Genomic DNA, 22152 nt, shown 5'->3' on the forward strand with positions numbered 1-22152 from the left:
GAGTTTTCCACAAGTTGATATGATCTAATTTCCCAGCCGGCAAAAAAGAGCCTCTACATCAGGCTCTTCTTATCATCTTCACTTGTTCAATCAAACAATCCGAGTTGTTCGGTTTCGCCGAGCCGTTCGAGGACCTGGGGATCATGATCTTCGAAGAATGCCTTGCGGATCCATTTTTCCTTGGTCATCACTTGTTTGCCTGATCCGGACGAGCCCCTTAAACGGCAGCTGTAAATCACCGGAAAGTAGTCTTGCAGGAATTTCCCCTCGGCAAGAGCGGTCAATGCGATAATCTGAAAGCCGAGCTGTTGGGCGACAAAGAAGACCGGGCTCAGCACGTGATCGCTGGATGCCTGTCCGAACGGATTGTCGAGAATCACAGCGCGGTGCAGCTTGGCGCTGGATTGGATATGTTTCTTTTTCTCGGCGACATAATTGAGAATGCCTAAGAAAAGTGTCATATTTTTGCTCCACTTCTCTCCTCCGGACCAGATGTTGCTTTGTTCCCATGAGTACGAGCGCGTGGTTACCGTGTTGTCATTGGCCACTTTGCGGCAGCTGACCTTCAGCACCTCATTGTCCATGACAATCCGCAGCAGTTGTTTGGATTGGAGCCACATATCCAGTTCCTTCCGAACCTTTCCGCTGTCCTGGCGGCCTTCTTCATCCAGAAATCGCCCATCGTCCAGCTGACCCAGAATCCATTCGATGTAATTTCTGATCCGCGCTTTACCTTCTTCCTCATTCCAATCGGGAATTTTAAAGGCATAGATTGGTTTCCAGTCGTCCTGTACCTTCACCTTGGTTTTCTTTGGAATTTGCCGCAGTTCTTCAGCCAGCGTACGCAGATGCGTGTGAATCTGGTCGATGAAAAGTTGGAGATCCTTATCGCTTTGGCGGATATGTTCATGCGCATAATGGGAAATGCTTTCAATGCGCGTCGCCATATTCTTCTTGAATTCAATGATGGCTTCGTAGCTCTGTTTCGTTTCAATGCCGCTGATTGCCATCTGCCGCAGCTTCACATCGGAAATGTTGGTGCGACAGAACGTGCGGAATGCGCGCTGCGCGCTTGAGACTTCGCCCGCGCCTTCCGCAACGCGGCCCTGATTTTCTTTCAGGCTGCGTTTTGTCGCCGCAACTACTTTCTTGCGATTGTACGTAAAGTCAAGGATCTCCTCATTGGTCAAGGAAATCGACGAAATATCCGGTGCTTTAAAATGATGCGCTTCCTCAAACATCTCAAGTTCATACTTTGCCGTATCGATGGCTTTGGATTCCTTTTCAATCCGGGCAGCTTCCTGATCGATATAGATTTTACGTTCACTCAGGTGTTTTTTCTCCGCAACCAAATCCTCTTGGGCATTGCCGTCATACGCGTCAAAAGTAATCCGTTCTTCACCTGGATAACTTTTTTCAAACTGACCGCAGATCGTTTCCAGCTTTCCTTCTTGCTTCGTTTTTTCATTTTCTGCCTGCCGAACGTCATCGCCGCATGCCTTCTCCTCCTGGACCAGAACAGCGATCTGTTCTTGCAGCGACTGGATCTGCTGCTTGCCGTCAATAGGGAACGAGCGCGATTCATCTATCGTTCTCTCACTGCGGTGCAATGCTTCCATTTCATCCGTGAGCCGCTTTATATTTCGAACAGCCTCGTCACGTTTGGCAATCCATTCGCCCCGCGCCGTATCAATTTCGCGCAGCTTCAGCCGTAAAATGTCAATCTTATCCTTAATCACTTTCTTGCTTTCATTGGTCTCCGCAGGGGTCAGTTCCTTCAACGATTGGTAGTCCTCATCCTGTCGCAGCCATTGCTGTTGCCGCTTAATATCAGCCGTCCGGCTTTCAATAGTTCCACGTTCTGCATTTAATCGGCTCAGCTTTTGGTTCATCGTCTCGAGTTCCCGCTCAACGAGGTGCAGTTTTTCTTTTAGCTGCTGTTCACGGCTGCGTCCCTCTGCAATCATCTTCTCAACACGAAGAGAGTCATGACCTTTTTCAATATAACGAGCTAAGCCATGCCGTTCCTCAAGATACTGAGCGGCTTTCTCACGGCAGCTGCTGATCTGTGCATCTAGATCATTGATCCTCTCTTCTTCATGACGAAGTGCTAAGGCAAGCGACTCATCCTTGTTGGTCAGTTCGCCGAGCTTCGTTTTCTTCTCTTCAGTTGATTCATACGAATAGTCCGTTAAAAATTGATGGAACGCCCGGAACGCATCCTTCCACTCGGCAAGCTCCTTCTCTTTTGTCACTCGGTCGGCGGTCGCTTTCTCTGCCTCAATGCCGATTTGTTTTTTCCAGTCAGCAAAGATCGCCGCGTCCGTATTTCCCTGCCAATGACTTGGCGCGACCCAACGTACCACACTCTGCTCATGCACATCAAGCGCTTCTTCAGTTGTGAGCACCGTGATCGGATACTGCAGCCGATCGGCAACGCGGTTCAGCTTATCAATCACTCTCGGTTTATCCGCATTAGTGGTTACCAGCGTCAGCGGCCAAAGGGGATATCGCAGGCGCTGTTCGCGTTCCTCCTCACTCATCGATTGAAGATAATCCACACCGCTGACCAAATAATCAAACTGGTTTTTCCACGAGGATAGCTGTTTTTCCATAAATGTATCGCCAAAAAAGACGCTCTGATCGGCATGGTCGTCGACAAACCGCCGTGCAATCCGCTCTTTGTGAAAAAGGGCTTCGCGATCCGCCGTGATTTGATTCATTTTCTCAAGCATCCGCTGTTCAATGGAATCCGGCTCAAGATAGACAGTTTCAAGTGCTGCCCATTGACGGCGCAGCACGGACAGCTGCTCAATCACTGTCCGTTGCGCTTTTTCCATCGCAGCAAGCTCCGTGCGGATTCGGTCCATTGCGCGGTTGGTCTCCATTTGTTCCGTTTGTACGTCCGCTTTTCGCTCCTCGGCCTCTTTTTTGTGACTGCGGGCATCTTTCTCCTGCTGATTTAATTGGATAATCGTTTCATCGAGCAGTTGATCACGTTCCTGCCATTTTACAAGCTGTTCTTTTACCGTTTCTTGTTCAGGGTTCGAAAGCAGTTCACGTTTCAATTTTTCAAGCTGCTCAAGCCGCGTCTTCATGACACCTTTGGTTTCCGACAGCCCAGCAAACAGCTCCTTTTCTCTTTCGGTCACATGCTTCTTGGACCGGTCGCTGACCTCAATTTGTTTGAGAATCGGCTGCAGGCGACCATCAAGTTCCTGTTCGGTTCTCGCAAGCTCAGCCAGCTCATGCTCATAGCAGCCGAGCAACTCCCGCCGCGCCATCTCCAGCTGATTGCGCAGATCCTGGGCATCATCCTTTTGATCAAATTGCGCGAGCTGTTCTTCATACAACCGCAATGCGTCTTCCTGCTCGTGACATTCCTGCTTGGCTTTCGCCCATTTTAACGTATGGAGCTCATGCCTGCTTTGCCGCAATGATTCCTGAACACTCGTTTGTGCCGCCAGCAGCTTTTTATACTTATTTTCAAGTGTGCTCAGCGTTGATTGCTCACGAAAAATGGTATACGAATCTGACTTTATCGCATAGCCCAAGCTGTCTGCCTTCCATTCTTGCAGATCCTTGATGTTTGATTCCTGAGCTGCGATTTGTTTGCGCTGCTCTACAATAATCTCGTTCCATACACCCTTCGCCCGCTGCTTCGATTTCTCATAGTCTAATAGGTACTCATGCAGCGTCTCATAGGTCTCGCTGTATTTTTCCAATTCGCCACTAATCTGTTTATTTTCTTCAATCGTTTCTTTCAATTTCTTGTAGTTTTTCAAACTCGCAAGCTGCTGTTCAAAGAGATCGGCAAAGAGATGCTGGTCATGACCGACAATTGAATCTTCCACAGTTGGAATCAGCAGGCGGTCAAACAGCTGATTGGTATTCTTGCATTCATCAAAAAAGGCTTCAACGCCGCCTTCCGAGCTGTTGATTTTAACGATACTTTCCCACTCACTCGAGATAATGTTGTACTGTTCTTCAAGAAAGGTCTTATATTCTTTAATCGTTTTGAAGGTCTGCGCACTTAGCGTCTTCTCGCGCATGCCGGCGTAGTAATCTTGCATTTCGCCGCGTTCGGCCGCCCGCTTGCCTTCACGTGTCTCATGAACAAAAGGAATATCCTCAATACCGTTCGGATCATTTTCATTGTATTCATAGGCATAGCGCAGCGAGTCCAAGCCGTTTTTTATGGTGTAAAGTGAGACTGCAGTGACCACGTAGCGTCTCGGCCGCTCATTCACGATCCACTCGATTGCGATGTGTGCAGGGGCATTTTCCAGCATCAGTGTGTTCTTAATCTTGCGCTCGGCCAGATCGGTATGCGGCAGAATAGCCTGCAGCGCCGTTTGAATGAACACCGTTTTCCCGCCGCCGTTTTCAATCAGGATGGCGCCGTTGTGTCCGTCAAAAAGGAATAATTCATCATTATAGCGTTTGTTTCCCTCTTCATAGATGACGTTCGTCAAGCGAATTTTACTGATCGTCGGCATGCTCTGCGCCTCCTTCAAAGCCGTAAATAAATTCGAAAATTCCTTTGTTGTATTCCACTTCCATAAAATAACGCTGAATGATCGTCTTCGCCTTTTCCGTCAGCCGGATTTCCTCATTGCCGATGTCCTGAACCAGGTCTTGATCGACCAAGAACCGTTTAACCGTATCAATAAAACTCATTCGACTGATCGTATTGCCGCTCTGCTTTTTCGCCTGTTCCTTAATATCATCCATGTCGTCCCACTTCTGAATAATCAATCGCCAGTTATAGAAAAATTCATTTTCCAGTTGCTTGAGTTCATCCTCGTCATGCGTTTTGAGCTGATCAATCCGTTTCTGAACGAAACGAACCCACTCATCCATGCGAAGGAAAAGTCGTGTGGGTTCCTGACTTTGGTACGTGTCGTAAAAGCTGCCGAACAAAATCAACGTCGCAAAATAGAGCAGATATAGATCTCCGTTCGTCGCCCCGCTGCGCAAATAGTTGCGCTTGATCCACTCGTTGCTGACATGAAACGGAGAGAGCTTCGTCTCAGGTACAAGGAAAAGCTGCTCGCTGGTGCTGATGATCACGCAATCCACCTCATGACTGAACGTATCGAGAAGACTGCGAAGTTCGTCATCGGCTCGATAGCTTTGCACCGCGTCGGCTCCGGCAACGCCATCCCGCGCGAGTACCGTATACAGATGAAATGCCTTGACGACTTTATGTTCCGGATAGTTCATTTTCTTCGCCCTCCACATGGATTTGCAATTCCTGAATCGAATATCGCTTGGATTTTCGAATCAGCCCTTTGCCCTCGCGCACATGCAGTGTTCGGTTTCCGAGCAGTGCGAGAGCTTCATCGAGGATGGCATTACTCTCCTCATCATCTGACTCGCCATATTTGACCGGCGAGCGTTGGTGAAGAATCAGCCAGAATTGATAAAAATAACGCCGTTCCAACAATTCCGCATGCTCATGTGCTTCAAGAAAGTTCATAAATTGGGACAATTTACGACCCGAATTTTGCTCATAAGCAATCAGAAAAAGGTCCATAAGCTGTTTGTATTTTTCAGCCAACGCATGCCGGTAGGATTGATCCTCTTCATGCTCGTCCGCTTCAACAAATCCCTGATCATCACGTTCCTCGCGTTCTTCATTAATTTTTTGATCGGCAAGAACCGTGAGTGGTGACCATGTTTTATTCTCCTCAACGTTAAGAAACGGTTGCAACGCGCCTCTCATCGCTTCGACAGGCAATGGCGTTGCAAGAATCTTAGCGTTAAGATCCTGATCAAAGTTGAATGCTTGAATGCCGGTGTAATACAGCGATTCCTGAGCGGTGAGCAACGTTGTATTCTTTAGATCGAGAGTCTGCTCCAAAAGCCGCGAATGATCATAGTGCACCGACTCCAGCTCGCGGGCGATCTGAAGAACCAAATCATAGGTACGTAGTTCCCGCTTATGCACATCCTTGGCATACAGCCGCTCCCGTGTTTCTTTGACAAATTGGCGCAGCTCCTTGAATTCCTCATCCTCACGTTTGAGCCGTCCATAAATGTCCTCCAGCAGCTGTTTATAGCGTTCAAATGTTTCTTCGGAAACAATGCTGCGCTGAATCTCATGCTTCAGCCGGCCCATGCGTTCTTCAAGGCTCTCGACATCGATCCGCATTTCATTGATCTGCCGCAACGCTCCCTTGAATTCACCTTTGTCCAGCTGTTTACGAAGCATCAGCTGATTAATCGAAAGCTGGAACTCGCTGTAAAATTCCTTGGTGGCGAAAACAAGCTCCAACCCTTCCTCGTCCAGAGTGTAATATTGCGTGTTCGTTTTCAGGTCAAAGGAGTTCGCCTTCAAGATCGAATAGTCAATGCCGTCCTCTTGATTTGTTTCCCAATTAAAGAATGTGTAGCGTCGTTTTTTCCCTGTTGTCGGACGGAAGGTTTGGATAATTGTCCGAGCGATACGCGCATAATCCGCCTGTTCCATCGCATAGCGCGCTTGTGCTGTTTTTTCTAGGAAAACAGCCAAATCACTTGCGCCAACCTTATTACGCCGCATCAATTTCTGTTCGAAAAAGAAGAGCAGCGAAAGCAGGCCTAGCCCCTTCATATCAACATCATTCTTTTCTTGGTCCTGTTCACGTTTGCGCTCCAGATCATAAAGGGGATCGAACAGAGCGAGCCGCCGCATTCGTTCCTTATAGCCGCTTACGATTTCGCGCAGATCCAGCTCTTCCACTCAAATTCCCTCCATATTTTCTGCAATTCTTTCGTCTTCAAAATCTCTTGCGGATAGTATTTTCCATCATGAAGCGTCGTGCGCAACCGGTCGGCCTGTTGCTCTGAGAAACATGCAAGGAATTGATCCTCTGCAACGCTTCGAGATCGCTGATACGCTTTGCCAACGGCCGGTTTCTTCTTTAAACATGCTAGATAAAACGGCAATGCCGGTACGGCTGTTTGTTTCTGATTAAGAGAATACCAGATTGACAGTCCTTCCCGATCCAAATCACCAAAATACAAGAAATGATGCTTCGCACTGATCGGATATTGCATGGGAAACTGTTCGATACTCTTAACAACTGCCTTGCCGCACCCATAAATCAGTGTCGCACAATTCGTCTCTTTTAATACGGGAAGCAAGCCTTGATATGTCGTTTTATTTTCAACAATAAGATGACACTGATCATGATCATTCATTTTAAGTGGATTGATGGCGAACATTAACGGATCTGAGACGGGGATAATATTCAGGCGAGTATACAAACCGATTGTTTCTAAAAGCTCCTTCCCGCCCTTCTCGTCAATCCACTTCTCATCCGCAACCAGTTCATAGCTTCGCTCCGGTGCAGGAACGAGATCCGTCGGAAAACCATGTGTTTTGAGATAACGATCAATTTGGAGAAGATAAGGGAGGTCTGTTTGCCAAACGGATGGATCGGCGCGATAATACCCGTCCAGGTTGATCGCCTTGTGCAGCTTCGTCCGATAACGTTGAAGTTCTTGGTGATAATCTCCGCTCAGCGTGCTTTTATTTATCCGATACTTGAGTGCGAGCGACGGCGTACGGATTGTTCGTCCGGTGGACCGCACCATAACAAGCACATCCTCTTTCTCCAGCTGCAGGACACGATCTGCAAATGCGTCATAGGTTTTGAAAAAAGGCTTGAGCAATTTCTCAAGCTCGCCTAAATCAATAGTTTTTCTTGAAAATGTGGCTAAACGCCTTGCTGCTTCATCCATTCGCTCAGACCTCCGTTCACTGCTCACTTATAGTCCTATTGTACTAAATTTTCGAAGTATTTGCGGCATGGTTTTTAAGCAGAGGAGATTTTTTACCGCAGAGGTTCGGAATTTATGAGCTTATCGGTCTGTTTCTGGATTTTATCGGTCATTTGAAGGATTTTATCAACCGCTCTGAAAAATTTATCAATCACTTTGCTAGTTTTATCGACCAATTTTAACTTTTTATCAACCAATTTAATCTTTTGGCAATTACAGATGCAGTGTTCATCGTTTTTAATCGGACTCTCACAACGATCGATCAAATATTTTCTGCCATTTAACCGTTTGATAGCCGATTTCATTATAGAACTTGTGCGCGCCTGTTCGGCTTTCTCCTGAGCGAACCCTGATTCTTGGATAATCATGTTTGCGCGCCCATTGCTCACAGTGTTCCATCAGCGCTTTTCCAATTCCTTGTTTCCTAAACTTACTGTCAACAACTAACCCGCCGATCTCAGCACAGACCCCTTCCAATGTATATCTTCCGAAAATATGTACCCATCCGCAAACATTGCCCTCTGAGTTCTCGTATACGAAGACTGCATCATTCTGACTGTCCATAAGATGTTGCAGACGTACCGATATCTCTTGTTCCGTTGTCTCATAACCGAGCTGACCGCATAAATTGGCTAGTTTTCCGGCATCTTCTCTTATTGCCGATCGAATCATTTTCAAGTTTCCCACCTTCATTGATTGATTTTTGTCCCTTGATGGAAGGTCATCCGCCATCTATTATCTTTGTAAATCCATACAGAGCTGCGTAATGTTCGGGCCTTACTTTCAACATTCAACGCTTGATAGGTTGCCAAGACAACCGTTTCGGCCAAACGCTGTATTTTAAAATCACTTATACGCACCATTACTTTCCCAATCCCATTATTTCCTGAATAATCTGATCTTTTCCATATCCTTCCCGAGCTTCCATATTCCATAAAGTCATCCGAAAGTAATTCCGAAAGGCGTTTTGCTGAACTGCGAACTTCATCTGTTAACAAATTCAATTCTAAACTGCATATGTGTTCCTGCACTTCAGTTTCTTTCATCGACCTTCCTCCTTGCACCGTTTGCTCAGACGTTCATCATACATTTTAAATTTCCGTTTGATCGCTTCCAGCGTCTCGTCCAATTCAGCTTTTTTCTGAAGCATTCTTTTTTGATGCTCGCTCAGTATAGCCCTTCGCTCAAGAATCGTTTGATCATCCTGTTCCATAAGCTCTGCGAACTTTTTTAATTTCCCAATCGGCATACCTGTCTTTTTAACTTTCAGCAAAAAAGTAATCCATTCTAAATTTCTCTCACTGTATTTCCGGTAACCATGTTCATCACGCGCGACATCTTTAAGCAATTTTTCTTTTTCGTAGTAACGCAGTGTGTATTTGGATAGACCGGTCATTTTACTGATTTCATCTATTGAATAGTTCATTTTCCACCAACTTTCCTCTTGCATTAGAGTATACTCTAAGATTTATACTCAATCCACCGTTAAAGGAGGATTTCAAATGACTAAAAAGCTTTATTTGCGCACACTCATTAATTTTGCTGCGAGTCTCAGCATCGGAATCTGCATTTATGAGATGATTCCGCTCTACCCGTTTATTGCTGATTCATTCGGCACTGATTATGCGGTATGGACAGGCAGCATCTTTTCACTTGGCTATGCACTCGGTTTCCTTGTGGTCGGCTGGTTGATGAGCAAAGTGCCACATAAATCACTGCTGCTCACTGCACTCAGCCTGCTCATTTTTGATACGCTGCTCATCAGTTTCACCAATACCTTCTCTGCATTAATTGCCGTTCGTTTCTTTCAAGGAATCTTCGCAAGTGCCTTTGCACCGATTGCTTTATCTATCATTATCCGCTCTTATCCCAAAGACAGAATTCCGTTTGCAAACAGTGCAGTAACTGCGGGATTCATCATTGCCGGTGTTGCAGGCCAGCTCTTTGCCTCGTTCTTGTTTCAATCCGGAGGATGGCGTCTCATTTATGTCGTTCAAGCACTCACTTATGTGCTCATCGTTCTGCTGCTTTCTTATGCCATTCCCAGCACAGCGCTTTCGTCCGAAATGCGCCCTTCATTTTGTTCTGATGTGGCACAAATCATTCCAAACAAAAGACTGTGGTTATGCTTCATCATCATATTCACATTGCTTTTCGCTTTTGTGAGTATGTATACCGTGATGGGGAATTATTTTTCTTCCACACATGCAGGATTCGGGCATTTCCTGCTGACTTTCCGCAGCTTCGGATTAATTGGAATCCTTTGTGCCATTTTTCTCAGTACAAAAACAAAGATGCACTCGTTATCTCGACTGCTGTCGCTCGGACTTCTGTGTGCAACTTCCGGAATTATTCTCATGGCTTTCGCTCATTCGCTCGTGTTTCTTACTCTTTTCAGTATTATTTTTGCCTTTGGCATTGCTCTGACGATGCCCATGGTTGTTTCCATGATTGGATTGGTTGCCGGAAAGCAGGCAAACACGGCGATCACACTTCAGTCGTTCATTCTTTTCATTGGCGCAACCCTTGGTCCGCTCATGATCAGTCCGTTACTGGGACAAGCTCACTCATACACCGCCCCTTTTTTAGTGATTGGCGCAGTTTTGTTCATTAGTTTTGTCTGTTCTTTAACCCTTTTCTTAATTCAAAAGGGACTTGAATTAAAATGAACAAAGGTTCTTAAAATTGCTGTTATCGTACTAAAAAAGCTGATCCCCGATAATACGCGAGGAATCAGCTTTTTCTTTTTGATCGTTAGACCTCATCAAGTCCATGCAGAATAATGGATTGAGACAGGTAATAACATAAATGACCTGTTGATTACATTTTTATCAGTGACTTGCAGTTATTGATTGTTCGGTTTTAGGATCAAAGAAATGTACTTTATTAAGATTAAATGCTAGTTTTATTTGATCTTGAGGGTGATATTGCAAACGAGCATTGACACGGGCAATAAACTGATGTTTGCCGGTTTCAGAATGGAGCATAAATTCCGCACCAGTTAATTCAGCAATAATAATTTTGGCCGAAACAACCCAATTTGGATTTGAGTTAAGTACAACTGGTTCATTATGGATATCCTCCGGACGGATTCCCATGACCACAGACTGATTAGAAAACCCTTTAGTTCGTAAGATTTTCATTTTTCCCTCTGGAATTTCAAGATCAATACCGTCACCTTTAAAATGAGAACCTTCAATTGACCCATTGAAATAATTCATTGGCGGAGATCCGATGAAGCCCCCTACAAACAAATTGGTCGGATTTTCGTAGACTTCTTTAGGTGTTCCTACTTGTTGAATGACACCATCTTTCATAATAACAATCCGCGAAGCCATAGTCATCGCTTCAGTTTGATCGTGGGTAACATAGATCATCGTCGCTTGGAGCCGTTGATGCAATTTACCAATTTCAGAACGCATTTGTACACGTAACTTAGCATCTAGATTAGACAATGGTTCATCCATAAGGAATACTTTCGCATCACGAACAATCGCTCTGCCTAATGCAACACGTTGTCTTTGACCGCCTGATAACGCTTTTGGTTTTCGATCAAGATACTCTTTAATTCCAAGAATTTCAGCTGCTCGTTCGACACGCTCTTTAATTTCTTGTTTCGGAAACTTTCGTAACTTAAGACCAAAGGCCATATTATCAAAGACCGTCATGTGAGGATATAACGCATAGTTTTGAAAAACCATAGCAATATCCCGATCCTTTGGTGGAACCTCATTCATTTTTTTATCATCTATAATCAAATCGCCTTTAGAAATCTCTTCTAGTCCGGCAATCATTCTGAGTGTCGTTGATTTCCCGCACCCTGATGGTCCTACAAAAACAATAAACTCTTTATCAGCAATCTCTAAATTAAAATCTGTTACCGCAGTTACATTATTATCATAGATTTTATAGATATGATTTAATTTTAAGTCGGCCATGCCATCCCACTTCCTCACAATTAAATAACTTTATAATTAAATGCTTGAATTCAATTTCGTTGATCATTTATTCTGTCGTTACAAGTTGAATTGCAAATGCCTCATACGGTTTCAGTTCACAGTTTGTAAGATTCATTGCCGACTGACCATAATTCGAAATAAGCACATTTTTTTGTATACCATATTCCGGAAAAGATACTGAATTTGTTCGGCTATCGAGATTTGCTACGATCAGCCACTTTTCATTCGCATAGGTTCGGGTGTAGGCAAACACATTCGCAGGTGTCTTTTCGAGGAGCGCATAATCCCCCCAAACAACAATAGGATTTTCCGAACGTAATCGAATAAGCTTTTGATACGTGTCAAAAATTGAATCCGGTTCTTTTAGATTCATTTCGACGTTAATCGTTTTATAATTGGGATTGACATGCAGCCATGGCGTTCCAGTCGTAAAGCCGGCATTTACAGTATCGCTCCATTGCATCGGTGTTCGCGCATTATCTCTGCCCTTTGCATTAATCGAATGAATCAGCTGATCCTTAGAATACCCTTGTTCAAGACGTTCATGATACATATTAATACTTTCAATATCATCAACCTCATCAATACCCTTTATCGGGCAATTAGTCATACCAATCTCTTCGCCTTGATAAATATAGGGTGTTCCCTTCATCAGATGTAACAGGATTGCAAACAACTTGGCACTGACATCGTGGTATTCCGCCGAGTCATTGCCCCAGCGTGAAACGATTCTGGGCAGGTCATGATTATTCCAAAAAAGGCTATTCCAGCCTTGATCACCCAAAGCTGTCTGCCATTTTGATAAGGCCTTCTTCAACGCCGGCACACTGAGTACCTGTAGGTCCCATTTATCTTTTCCCGGTTGCTGATCAAGCAGGCTGTGTTCGAATTGGAAGACCATTGAAAGTTCATGGCGGGCCGGATCAGAATACAGCTTCGCAATTTCCGGTGTTGCACCCCATGTTTCACCAACGGTCAACAAGTCCTTGTCGCCAAATGTTGCTTTGTTCATTTCCTGCAGATAATCATGAAGTTTCGGACCATTGCCCATGATTTCCTTATCCGGCTGCTTTCCAATCAGGTCAATGACGTCCATTCGAAATCCGCCGACACCCTTATCAATCCAGAAATTCATCATGTTCCAAACTTCTTGGCGAACCTTTGGATTTTCCCAGTTGAGATCCGGTTGTTTCTTGCTGAATAGATGCAAATAGTACTGCCGGGTTTTCGCGTCAAATTGCCACGCTGGCCCACCAAACAAAGAACGCATGTTATTCGGTTCTTCTCCATCTACAGGATCACGCCATATATAATAATCGCGATACGTATTGTCTTTTGTTTTCCGTGATTCAATAAACCATTGATGCTCATCAGATGTATGGTTGACGACCAGATCCATAATGATCCGAATTTTTCTCTTCTTTGCTTCCGTAATTAATTCATCCATATCTTTCATTGTTCCAAATTCCGTCATGATCTCTTCATAGTCTGATATATCATAACCATTATCATCATTAGGTGATTGATAAACCGGGCTAAGCCAGATTGCACCTATTCCCAGATTGTGAAGATAATCCAGACGACTAATAATCCCCCGCAAATCACCAATGCCGTCTCCATTACTATCTTGGAAGCTGCGTGGATAAATTTGGTAGACAACAACGGATTGCCACCAATGCGTTTGTCTTTTTACTGCTTCACTTTTCATTACGACTCAACAACCTTCTTGTTTTATTTAACTGCACCACTTGTTACCCCAGATATAATCCATTTTTGAAAGAACACATAAATAACCAGTACCGGCAAAAGGACAAGCAGATAGGATGCAAAGGCTAAGTTATACTGGGTAGAGAACTGACCCTGAAAAACATACTGTGCTAATTGAAGTGTTTGTTGATGCGGATCACTCAAAAGGACGAGCGGCATCAAGAAGTCATTCCAAGTCCACATGAAAGATAAAATGGCTACTGTTGCATGCATCGGTTTCATGATGGGGAAAATGACTTTAAAGAAAACCTGCCATGAATTAGCACCATCCATAATCGCCGCTTCCTCTAATGCGGCTGGGATCCCTTTAATAAATCCGGAATAAAGGAATGTATTCATCGGCAAACCAAAAATAATATACAATAGTGTGATACCAAGCACATTGTCCATATGAAAAACACTGACTTGCTTTACTAGCGGAAGCATAAGCACATTGAACGGAATGAACATCGCGCTAATGAAATAATAGTAAAGCATGTTAAAGAATTTACTTCTTTTTCTGTTTCGAGTGATTGCATAAGCAGCCAAAGAGTTGGTTATGATCGTAAAAACCACGTTTGCTACTGTAATAAAAAGTGTATTACGAAATTTAGTAGGAAAATCCGTCATGTTCCATGCCTGTGCAAAGTTCTCCCATCTTATGTGCGTTGGCCAGGATAGAACATTAACCATGTCGCTAGGACTTTTTAAAGCGATTACAATCGTCATATAAATAGGTCCCAAAATCAAGAAGACAGCGAGCACAAACAGAATGGATGTCACAGTCCAATTGACATGATGTTTTCTCTTTTTCAGCTTAATATGCGTCAAATTTTTTGTTAACTCCATTAGTTGAGCTTCTCCTCTCTCTTCTCAAGTACTCGCAACTGGAATATAGAAATAATCACAACGACAAGGAAAAGTACAACTGCGTTGGCAGATTGAATAGCAAATTGACCACCTTGAAAACCTCTCTTATAAATCAGCACTGAGATTGTCGTTGTCAAATTGCCTGGTCCGCCACTCGTCATTGCCATAATCTGATCAAAAGCCATTAGAAATCCTTTTACAGAAAGGACCATGTTAATGGTAAAAAATGGTGCGATCAATGGAAAGGTTATCTTAAAGAACTTCTTAACGATCCCAACACCATCCATCTCAGCTGCTTCATAGATTTCATGATCAACCGTTTGTAGACCAGCAAGATAAATCAAGGTATTGAACGCAAGCGACTGCCAAATCGTTACAATTAAAATACCAATCCAAGCGTGATCCGTTCCTAAAATATTCACGCTTAAGGCGCTAATGCCTAATGATTTTCCAAATTCAGGAATTAGATTAGCAAAGATAAAATTAAACACAAAACCAATAATTAAGGTTCCCAGCATATAAGGAAGAAAATAAACCGCTTTTAACGTATTTTGAAACTTTATTTTGGAATTCAGTCCAAGCGCAAGTAATAGACTCAGCACATTCACGAGAATAGTCGCTACTAGAGCAAATTTAAAAGTGAATAAATAGGATCCTGTGACATCCGGGTCAGTAAACACATAGAGATAATTTTTCAGCCCTACAAAGTTCCAATCTCCATATCCCTGCCAATTAGTGAAGCTGTAGAATACGCCCTTAAGAAATGGCAGCGTGTGAAAAATGAAAAATAGGATAGCCATCGGTACGGTCATAATGTAAAATACTGCATTTATTTTCTTTTTTTTCATTGCTTAACAACCCCTAAATTCAGTTCTGAACATTTGCGGTATTATAAGTTGAGTCCGCTTTATTCAGGAATTGGGTAATATTTTTATCACGATTCATTCCTTTATTTGCGTTCAAGGATAGGTTTGATAATAATGATGCAAGATCGAATCCAGCAGGATAATAATGATCTGGGAAATTGACGACATGGCCATCCGAAATATCATCTTTAATTCCAGCTACAGAAGGATCATTTTGATCAATACCGTTTAATGCTGAAAAAGCAAATTGATCTTTAACATATTTTTGAGCATTACTTTTTTCCATCATGAAAGCAACAAACTGTTCAGCAGCTTTTTGATGTGCGGAGTTTTTAGAAACAGAGAAGAGTACATCTACTCCGGACGTAACAAAATTTTTAGCTGCATCGTTAGAAGCAGGCAGTGGGAACATATCAACGTCAATATCCTTGTTCGTTTTTTTGAACTCAGGAATTACATAATTTCCATTGAGCATCATTGCTGCTTTTCCATTTGCAAAAGCCTTGTTTCCGTCATTGTACGTTGTCCCCATGAAATCCGGCTGAGCATAGCTTAGTATTTCAAGATATTTTTCAGCTATTTCTTTATGTGTCTTCGCAAAGCTAGTCTTGTTCTTTAGACGAGCGGAAGCAAACTCTTTTGGTTGAAGAACACCCGCTAATCCGTTCCAAATTGGTAATGTAGTCCAGTTATCTTTAAAAGTTAACTCTAAAGGCTGAATCCCTGCTTTTTTAAACTTCTGCATAGCAGTAATAAACTGATCCCATGTTTTGGGCACCTCAACACCAGCTTTTTTGAATAGTGCTTTGTTGTAAAGGACTCCTGAAGCATTCGTTGCATAAGGAACCCCATACAAGCCGTCGCCCTTCGAAATACTGGTTACCATATTTTTATAAACATCTTGAACTGAATTAACATAGGTTTGTTTTGATAAGTCTTCCAAAGCACCAGCTCTTTGAAGTTCCATAAATGTAGCGTCACCGCCCATTGCAAGGACGTCAGGAATGTTGCCTTTTGTTAATCGTGTTTTAAGAACTGTTCCAGCATCTGATGGAGAAACAATCTCAACTTCGATATTCTTGTGCTTTTTTTCAAACTGTGCAGCCATTGATTTAAGAATAGCTGTATTCTCAGAATTTTTCGTTGAAAACACTTCGATTTTTTCTTTTCCCGAACTTGATGCATTTCCACATCCTGCCAGACTTGCAACGACTAAAAGACCTGCTAGCATACAACTGAGTTTTTTCGTAAACTTATTCATTAACTAACCCCCTCCTGTTAGGTGTTACGTAACACCTTAAGTACACGAAAACTATATCACATTTATAAAGCGTTTTCAATATAATTAAAGCGTTTTCATAAGTTTGTGAATGTATCCTCATAACAATAACCCTATTTGTCTTTTAAACTCCTCGTACTCGCTTGAACAATCAGCTTTGTCTTGAGTCTGACATTTATAATCTGCGCCTTGGGTTGACGAATTTCCTGCATTAAATGGCAAATAGTCAACTCTGCTTTTTCTTTAACATTTTGTTCAACTGTTGTTAGCTTGGGACGAGATTGCTCAGAAAAAATATTATGATCAAATCCAGTTATGGAGAGGTCTTGCGGAATTCGTACGTGATTATCCTGCAACACATTCACTGCATCAATAGCTAAGTAATCGGAAGTAAAAACGAGTGCAGTATACGATTTAAAACGCGTTTTCGCCAATTGAGTCAAATAGTTGTGACGCTCATTGACCTGATAAGGGAGCCCAAAGAAATCTTTTTCTCGATCAAATTTAATATCAGCATCCGCCATTGCCTGCTTAAAACCTCTAAATCTCTGCTCATCAACACCTGCTAACTGATTTCCATCAGCACAAAAACCGATTTCCCGATGACCTAAAGAAATTAAATAGTTTGTCACATCATAACAACCCTTAAAGTCTTGCAAACCAACATTGATAAATCCTTTTTTCATAAAAGATTCGTTAACATATGTATCAATAAAAGCAATCGGCATCTGCGCAACCTGAATAAATTTTTCCGCATCCTCAGGTAACGCCCCCAAAATAACAAGTCCTTCAATTTTCCACGCCGAGGCTAGATTGAGACTTTCCTGAACACTCCCCGATGTGTACAGCATCATATAATAGCCGTTTGTACGTATTTGTTCTTCTAAATAACCAACAATCTGGTTGTAAAAAGGATCGGACACAACGTTAACTTCCGAGCGGCGCGAATAGTTTAGTATTACGCCAATGATTTTCGAGCCATTATGAGATAAAATTCTGCCACTCATGTTTGATACATAATTCATTTGATTAAGAGCCTTTTTTACCTTCTTGTAATTTGCTTCTGATACCTTATTCTTTCGTCCATGAATAACATTTGAAACAGTTGTGGGACTGACTCCAACCATCTCAGCTATTTTTTTGATGGTTACCATTGTGAACTCCTCTTTATCATTACAATTTTTTGCCTGCCTTCCGCAGTGTCTAACCAAATTATTTGTTGCGACATCGAACATTTCAATAATTTTGAAAAAATTAAGGCATAAGACTATTAACTACTGATATGATAGCGAATTAAGAGATGAATAATCAACTCATAATTACAGACAGCAGACGCGCTGAAGAAAATAATGATCAGAAAATCAAGTGATTTAAAAATCGATCTAGTTATTTTGCAACAAACCCAAGAGAGTCCCACCGTGCTATAATCGGTACATAGTTGAACGTTCGAAAAATTCACCTTCAGAGGAGCAGATGTGAGCCATGAATGAAACAATTAAGACCTTACTAAACCACCGCAGTATTCGAAGCTTTACCAATGAGCATATTCCGCAAGAACACGTTGATTTACTGATCAGCGCGGCACAGCATGCAGCAACAAGCAACTTTTTTCAGCAATACTCGATTATCGGCGTGATCGATCCGAAAAAGAAAAAGGCATTGGCTGAAATTGGCAATCAGCATTACATAGCGGAAGCAGATCGTCTTTTTGTACTTGTCATCGACATGCACCGCAACGCAAGAATTGCTGAAGCAAAGGGACAACCGACCGACATTCTGAGTTCCACCGATTTCTTCTTCAGAGCATTTAGCGACACAGTCATTGCGGCACAAAACATTGTCGCGGCAGCAGAAAGTCTCGGACTCGGCGCCGTATACCTTGGCAGCATTCTGAATGACCCTCAGGCAGTCATTGATCTCCTAAAATTGCCGAAGTTTACCTTTCCTGCCTTCGGTATCGCCGTCGGCTACCCGAATCAATCGCCGCAGCTTAAACCGCGGCTGCCAAAGGAGGCTGTCTATTTTGAAAACGAGTATCAATCGTTGGAACAACCGTTGGAAGAGTTAAAGAACTATGACCATGATGTGAATCAGTATTACGATCTTCGCGATGCGAATCGCCGCGTCGACACGTTTACGAATCAGATCGCCAAAGCCGTCTCGGGGAAACAATCGGAAGCGAAGAAAAAAATGTTGGAAACACTAAGAAATCAAGGGCTTGTAAAGTATTAAATAGGAAGAGGCGAGCACAGATGTCGTTTGCAAAAACACCTGCCCCACCTTATTACGCAGTTATTTTCACCTCGAAACGAACTGATTTTGCGGAAAAAGAATATGGAGTTGTCGCTGATCATATGGTTGAACTTGCACGCGAGCAGCCGGGATTTCTAGGCATCGAAAGCGTGCGGGACGGACTAGGCATCGGCATAACCGTTTCATATTGGTCCTCACTTGACGCCATCAAGCAATGGAAAAAGAATGCAGAACATCAAATGGCTCAGAAAAAAGGCAAAAGCGACTGGTACGAATCGTTCATCACCCGGATCAGCAAAGTCGAGAGAGATTATTCATTTAAGTGCTGATTAAAAACGATCGCAGGCTATCCAATCTTCCATCTATTAAGGAGATGTTCTTATTAATGTCTGAATGGGGCACCCATTATCTGGATTTAAGTGAGGAAACACGTCAAGAATTATTGCTCTATCTTGGCAAAAATGACGAAACCTACGAGAAACGATGGACAAAAATGAGTGAGAAGCGTCGTTTTTTCTCGTGGAATTGGTCGGCGCTTTTTGTCTTGACTCTTTGGTCTGCACACCGAAAAATGTATTATTTATCCTACGGGTACTTAATACTATATACACTTCTCCACTTAATCTTTAGTAATATTCCGGACCTCGTTAATCTGGTGCTGGGCCTCTTTTTTGGCGTTTTGTTTGCTCTATTTGGCAACTCTTTTTGTTTTGTAAACGCCTTAACAGCGATTAGAAAATTGAAAGCAGAAATTCCGGATCACGGCGATCGTCTTCATTACCTCCGAAGCCACCCCGGATACAGCTGGTTCGCATTTTGGCTCTATCTTCTCGTTGATATTATTATAGCAATTGCCGCAAGTTTCATATGACTGCGGGCATATGGATTCTTGGATCGCTTTATTTCTTAAACACTTTGTCGATCGCTTCACGATCATAATCCAAAATCCAGTCATTATAATCGCAATACATTGGTCTGATTGATTCAGGATCGGAAGCGATCAGATCGCAACCTCTGTCATCGTAGACATAAAAAATCGTGTTTTTACTAATATTTACACTATACACACAATGTGAAATGCTGGGCTTAACAGCCATATCCTGATTGCAAATTGCTTTCAGCATCGGCATGTATTTTATATCGGACATCCGGCAATGAAGCGTGAATCTTTGAATCGTATCCGGCTCGTCATCATCCTCATTGCAAACATCGGGAATCGTCATTTGTTGCAGATGATATAACATCGATTGATCTTTAACATATTTTGAAAAAACATTTACTTTATGTTTTTTAAACTCATTAACATCTACAACAAGAATAAGTTCGTCAGTTGAAGCATTTACCGCTTGAAACAGAGTGATGGCGCGATGATACACGTCTTGCAGATACGGACTATTTTTATAGGCCTTAGAGCTGTCATAGTTAATGCCCAGTTCAAAACGAATTCCGATGTTCCAACGATAAAACAGACCTGGTGCAAGATCGAGACCGGGATAAATTGCTGAAAGATAATCATTGAGCAGCATATTTTCACCTCATAAAACAGTCATTAATTCACCATTATTATTCTGATCATACTGCACAATCACCTTATTATCCATTTTGTTCACGATTGTCAATCCTTGTTTATCAACATTGCAAGCTCCCGCAGACGTTCATATTGCCAAGCGCGCTCTTTTTCGACCGCTTCTCGTTCACCGTCCGCAGCATAAAAAACACTTTTTGCCGCATAGGTCGACGCAGCCATTGCGCGATCAGACATGTACGCAGTCGCAGCAGCTTGGCCCGCCGATCGAGCAGCGGCGACTGCTGCAGTTCCCGTTGCCTCACGCGCCGCAGCATCTGCCGCAACGGCTGCTTTTCGTGCTTCGTCAACGCTGACTCTGCCACGTGCCCAAGACCGAGCCGCCGCTATCGCTTGCCGTGGCCGATTATCTTGAGGACGTTCTTTTTCAAAATACTGAATGACGTGATCGGAGCAAACAGCCGCCCACAAAGCCGCTGTCTGTTGTTTCACCGATTTAAGTTTTTCCTCAATTTCTTTTTTACGCTCAGAATCTACAAATTTCATCGACAAATCTACTCCGTTTCCTCTAAACAAACATTTAAATGAGTCTTATGTTCCCTTTTTCGTCTTTTCATAGATCTTAAATAGATTGATGTATAGTACCATACTGATCATCGAGAAAAGAAGCAGCAAACTGAATACACCCATTGGAGGTACCCATGACGAGATAAGAACGGCGAGCGGTGCGAGAAATCGACCCATGGTGAATTGCAGATTGGAGGCACCCATATATTGTGCGCGAGCATGGGTTGGCGCATAATGACTGACGAAGCTCTGTGTCACCGGCGAACGTACAATTTCACCCAAAGTAAACACAACCGTCATTGCGAACAGGTACCAAATATTCGTATTCAGCCCAATTGCAAATGTACCAAAACCCGAAAGCACGCAAGAAAGCAGCATGATGTTTCGCTCGGACCAGTTCTTCAGCCAACCGCTGATCGGAAGAATAAGTAAGACAAACATCAAACCGTTCAATCCGAGCAGCCAACCGAACACCTCTGAGCTCGAAAGCATGACATGCCAGTTTTCCCAGCTAACGAGCGGCTGCGCAGGCACATGATTGATGACATAAACCGCCAAGTACAAGTCCAACTGCATAATCGTGATAATCGAAAATACCCCTGCAAGAATATAGAGACCGAAAACCTTGTCGTGAGCAATCAGTTTCACGCTGTCCCAAAGCGACCGGAACACCAGATCAGTCAGCTTAACGTTTCTTTTTTCATTGCGCACTGCAGGTTTCGTTTCGTGAATCGCGAAAAACATGGCAAGCAGATAGATGAAAAGAATTGACGTGCATGTCCATAAAAGCGCGCTTTGGTATTTGAAAAAGAGAACAGCTCCGAGCGCCGGACCAAGTACAGCACCAATATTATTCGCCGTCGTAAACGTCGCGAACACTTGGCGGCGTTCCTTTTCTTCAACTAAATCCGCAATCATCGCAGAGCTGGCCGGAGAATAGAGTGCGGAACCTAAACTGACCCCGATAAAATAAAAATAACTCAACCAAGCGGAGGGAGAAAGAGCAAGTGCCGCAAACATCGCGGTTTGAATAGCAGTGCCAAGCAGCATGATCGGCCGTCTTCCCATTCGATCAGCGAGGCCGCCTCCGGTCAAATTTGCCAAAGTGCTGACAATCGGTGGAACCATCATTAGCATTCCCGCAATCGAATTGCCCAGTTCACGGCTGAAATAAACCGTTAGAAACGGAAAGTACATCCAATAAAAGAAATAAAACATTCCTTCGCCAAGTAAGCGAAGCTGCAAATTATGATCCCATTTCAGTATCGTCACATGAATCCTCATTTCTCACTGCGCCCAAGCAAATGCATGTCGTGC

20 protein-coding genes are annotated in these 22152 nt (G+C 43.2%); 4 read left to right on the plus strand and 16 right to left on the minus strand.

Translation table 11 applies throughout. The features are described from left to right. Positions 1 to 86: 86 nt before the first annotated feature. From AC1MBV_RS07615 to AC1MBV_RS07645, 7 genes are all read right to left on the minus strand, one after another. The gene (locus AC1MBV_RS07615; protein WP_480948023.1) at positions 87 to 4499 is read right to left on the minus strand and encodes a coiled-coil domain-containing protein; all 4413 of its coding nucleotides are present in this window, start codon (positions 4497 to 4499) and stop codon (positions 87 to 89) included. Next, entirely contained in the window at positions 4483 to 5226 is a 744-nt protein-coding gene (locus AC1MBV_RS07620) for a DUF6063 family protein (protein ID WP_480948024.1), read from the minus strand. The genes AC1MBV_RS07615 and AC1MBV_RS07620 overlap by 17 nt, the downstream gene beginning before the upstream one ends. Continuing rightward, positions 5207 to 6727, minus strand: a complete 1521-nt coding sequence (locus AC1MBV_RS07625) for a replicative DNA helicase (RefSeq protein WP_480948025.1) — start codon at positions 6725 to 6727, stop codon at positions 5207 to 5209. Before AC1MBV_RS07625 ends, AC1MBV_RS07620 begins: the two co-directional genes overlap by 20 nt. Then, positions 6697 to 7731, minus strand: a complete 1035-nt coding sequence (locus AC1MBV_RS07630) for a Wadjet anti-phage system protein JetD domain-containing protein (RefSeq protein ID WP_480948026.1) — start codon at positions 7729 to 7731, stop codon at positions 6697 to 6699. Before AC1MBV_RS07630 ends, AC1MBV_RS07625 begins: the two co-directional genes overlap by 31 nt. A 288-nt stretch (positions 7732 to 8019) precedes the next feature. Continuing rightward, entirely contained in the window at positions 8020 to 8463 is a 444-nt protein-coding gene (locus AC1MBV_RS07635; protein ID WP_480948027.1) for a GNAT family N-acetyltransferase, read from the minus strand. After that, positions 8460 to 8816 (minus strand): nuclear transport factor 2 family protein, encoded by a 357-nt coding sequence (locus AC1MBV_RS07640; RefSeq protein ID WP_480948028.1) that lies wholly within the window; start codon positions 8814 to 8816, stop codon positions 8460 to 8462. The genes AC1MBV_RS07635 and AC1MBV_RS07640 overlap by 4 nt, the downstream gene beginning before the upstream one ends. Beyond that, positions 8813 to 9196, minus strand: a complete 384-nt coding sequence (locus AC1MBV_RS07645) for a MerR family transcriptional regulator (protein ID WP_480948029.1) — start codon at positions 9194 to 9196, stop codon at positions 8813 to 8815. The genes AC1MBV_RS07640 and AC1MBV_RS07645 overlap by 4 nt, the downstream gene beginning before the upstream one ends. A gap of 76 nt (positions 9197 to 9272) precedes the next feature. Between AC1MBV_RS07645 and AC1MBV_RS07650 the strand changes: the two genes are divergently transcribed. Next, on the plus strand, positions 9273 to 10439 hold the full coding sequence (locus AC1MBV_RS07650; protein WP_480948030.1) for an MFS transporter: 1167 nt from the start codon (positions 9273 to 9275) through the stop codon (positions 10437 to 10439). Between the two features lie 162 nt (positions 10440 to 10601). On the opposite strand, the gene AC1MBV_RS07655 is transcribed toward AC1MBV_RS07650, so the two are convergent. The 6 genes from AC1MBV_RS07655 to AC1MBV_RS07680 form a co-directional block, all read right to left on the minus strand. Then, a complete protein-coding gene (locus AC1MBV_RS07655; protein ID WP_480948031.1) occupies positions 10602 to 11708 on the minus strand; it encodes an ABC transporter ATP-binding protein in 1107 nt (368 codons plus the stop codon). Between the two features lie 67 nt (positions 11709 to 11775). Beyond that, positions 11776 to 13437 carry a glycoside hydrolase family 13 protein gene (locus AC1MBV_RS07660; RefSeq protein ID WP_480948032.1) on the minus strand — a complete coding sequence of 554 codons (1662 nt, stop codon included), beginning with the start codon at positions 13435 to 13437 and terminating at the stop codon, positions 11776 to 11778. 23 nt (positions 13438 to 13460) lie between these two features. Further along, entirely contained in the window at positions 13461 to 14324 is an 864-nt protein-coding gene (locus AC1MBV_RS07665) for a carbohydrate ABC transporter permease (protein ID WP_480948033.1), read from the minus strand. Then, positions 14324 to 15193: a carbohydrate ABC transporter permease gene (locus AC1MBV_RS07670; RefSeq protein WP_480948034.1), complete on the minus strand. Its 870-nt coding sequence runs from the start codon at positions 15191 to 15193 to the stop codon at positions 14324 to 14326. The genes AC1MBV_RS07665 and AC1MBV_RS07670 overlap by 1 nt, the downstream gene beginning before the upstream one ends. Before the next feature lie 19 nt (positions 15194 to 15212). Next, a complete protein-coding gene (locus AC1MBV_RS07675; protein WP_480948035.1) occupies positions 15213 to 16472 on the minus strand; it encodes an ABC transporter substrate-binding protein in 1260 nt (419 codons plus the stop codon). A gap of 131 nt (positions 16473 to 16603) precedes the next feature. Further along, on the minus strand, positions 16604 to 17644 hold the full coding sequence (locus AC1MBV_RS07680; RefSeq protein ID WP_480948036.1) for a LacI family DNA-binding transcriptional regulator: 1041 nt from the start codon (positions 17642 to 17644) through the stop codon (positions 16604 to 16606). Between the two features lie 328 nt (positions 17645 to 17972). Here AC1MBV_RS07680 and AC1MBV_RS07685 point away from each other — a divergent pair, with 328 nt between their 5' ends. From AC1MBV_RS07685 to AC1MBV_RS07695, 3 genes are read left to right on the plus strand one after another with little or no spacing between them, the layout of a single operon-like run. Continuing rightward, positions 17973 to 18722: an NADPH-dependent oxidoreductase gene (locus tag AC1MBV_RS07685; protein ID WP_480948037.1), complete on the plus strand. Its 750-nt coding sequence runs from the start codon at positions 17973 to 17975 to the stop codon at positions 18720 to 18722. A gap of 20 nt (positions 18723 to 18742) precedes the next feature. After that, positions 18743 to 19072: an antibiotic biosynthesis monooxygenase family protein gene (locus tag AC1MBV_RS07690; RefSeq protein ID WP_480948038.1), complete on the plus strand. Its 330-nt coding sequence runs from the start codon at positions 18743 to 18745 to the stop codon at positions 19070 to 19072. 56 nt (positions 19073 to 19128) lie between these two features. After that, positions 19129 to 19614 carry a DUF2628 domain-containing protein gene (locus AC1MBV_RS07695; RefSeq protein ID WP_480948039.1) on the plus strand — a complete coding sequence of 162 codons (486 nt, stop codon included), beginning with the start codon at positions 19129 to 19131 and terminating at the stop codon, positions 19612 to 19614. Between the two features lie 28 nt (positions 19615 to 19642). Here the strand turns inward: AC1MBV_RS07695 and AC1MBV_RS07700 are convergent, their stop codons facing one another. The 3 genes from AC1MBV_RS07700 to AC1MBV_RS07710 all read right to left on the minus strand — a co-directional run bounded on the left by AC1MBV_RS07700 (position 19643) and on the right by AC1MBV_RS07710 (position 22107). Next, a complete protein-coding gene (locus AC1MBV_RS07700; protein WP_480948040.1) occupies positions 19643 to 20269 on the minus strand; it encodes a DUF3885 domain-containing protein in 627 nt (208 codons plus the stop codon). 89 nt (positions 20270 to 20358) lie between these two features. Next, positions 20359 to 20814, minus strand: coding sequence for a putative immunity protein (locus AC1MBV_RS07705; protein ID WP_480948041.1), 456 nt, complete (start codon positions 20812 to 20814; stop codon positions 20359 to 20361). A 45-nt stretch (positions 20815 to 20859) separates the two neighbouring features. Further along, entirely contained in the window at positions 20860 to 22107 is a 1248-nt protein-coding gene (locus AC1MBV_RS07710; protein ID WP_480948042.1) for an MDR family MFS transporter, read from the minus strand. Positions 22108 to 22152 lie beyond the last annotated feature (45 nt).

This window comes from Sporolactobacillus sp. PKPK-6, assembly GCF_056678885.1.

Excerpts from the sequence above, each read along its gene's own strand:
- AC1MBV_RS07630 (WP_480948026.1), bottom strand. The coding sequence starts at position 7,731 with ATGGATGAAGCAGCAAGGCGTTTAGCCACATTTTCAAGAAAAACTATT.
- AC1MBV_RS07660 (WP_480948032.1), bottom strand. The coding sequence starts at position 13,437 with ATGAAAAGTGAAGCAGTAAAAAGACAAACGCATTGGTGGCAATCCGTT.
- AC1MBV_RS07665 (WP_480948033.1), bottom strand. The coding sequence starts at position 14,324 with ATGGAGTTAACAAAAAATTTGACGCATATTAAGCTGAAAAAGAGAAAA.
- AC1MBV_RS07705 (WP_480948041.1), bottom strand. The coding sequence starts at position 20,814 with ATGAAATTTGTAGATTCTGAGCGTAAAAAAGAAATTGAGGAAAAACTT.
- AC1MBV_RS07700 (WP_480948040.1), bottom strand. The coding sequence starts at position 20,269 with ATGCTGCTCAATGATTATCTTTCAGCAATTTATCCCGGTCTCGATCTT.
- AC1MBV_RS07655 (WP_480948031.1), bottom strand. The coding sequence starts at position 11,708 with ATGGCCGACTTAAAATTAAATCATATCTATAAAATCTATGATAATAAT.
- AC1MBV_RS07640 (WP_480948028.1), bottom strand. The coding sequence starts at position 8,816 with ATGAAAGAAACTGAAGTGCAGGAACACATATGCAGTTTAGAATTGAAT.
- AC1MBV_RS07675 (WP_480948035.1), bottom strand. The coding sequence starts at position 16,472 with ATGAATAAGTTTACGAAAAAACTCAGTTGTATGCTAGCAGGTCTTTTA.
- AC1MBV_RS07680 (WP_480948036.1), bottom strand. The coding sequence starts at position 17,644 with ATGGTAACCATCAAAAAAATAGCTGAGATGGTTGGAGTCAGTCCCACA.
- AC1MBV_RS07635 (WP_480948027.1), bottom strand. The coding sequence starts at position 8,463 with ATGAAGGTGGGAAACTTGAAAATGATTCGATCGGCAATAAGAGAAGAT.
- AC1MBV_RS07645 (WP_480948029.1), bottom strand. The coding sequence starts at position 9,196 with ATGAACTATTCAATAGATGAAATCAGTAAAATGACCGGTCTATCCAAA.
- AC1MBV_RS07670 (WP_480948034.1), bottom strand. The coding sequence starts at position 15,193 with ATGAAAAAAAAGAAAATAAATGCAGTATTTTACATTATGACCGTACCG.
- AC1MBV_RS07650 (WP_480948030.1), top strand. The coding sequence starts at position 9,273 with ATGACTAAAAAGCTTTATTTGCGCACACTCATTAATTTTGCTGCGAGT.
- AC1MBV_RS07690 (WP_480948038.1), top strand. The coding sequence starts at position 18,743 with ATGTCGTTTGCAAAAACACCTGCCCCACCTTATTACGCAGTTATTTTC.
- AC1MBV_RS07695 (WP_480948039.1), top strand. The coding sequence starts at position 19,129 with ATGTCTGAATGGGGCACCCATTATCTGGATTTAAGTGAGGAAACACGT.
- AC1MBV_RS07685 (WP_480948037.1), top strand. The coding sequence starts at position 17,973 with ATGAATGAAACAATTAAGACCTTACTAAACCACCGCAGTATTCGAAGC.
- AC1MBV_RS07620 (WP_480948024.1), bottom strand. The coding sequence starts at position 5,226 with ATGAACTATCCGGAACATAAAGTCGTCAAGGCATTTCATCTGTATACG.
- AC1MBV_RS07615 (WP_480948023.1), bottom strand. The coding sequence starts at position 4,499 with ATGCCGACGATCAGTAAAATTCGCTTGACGAACGTCATCTATGAAGAG.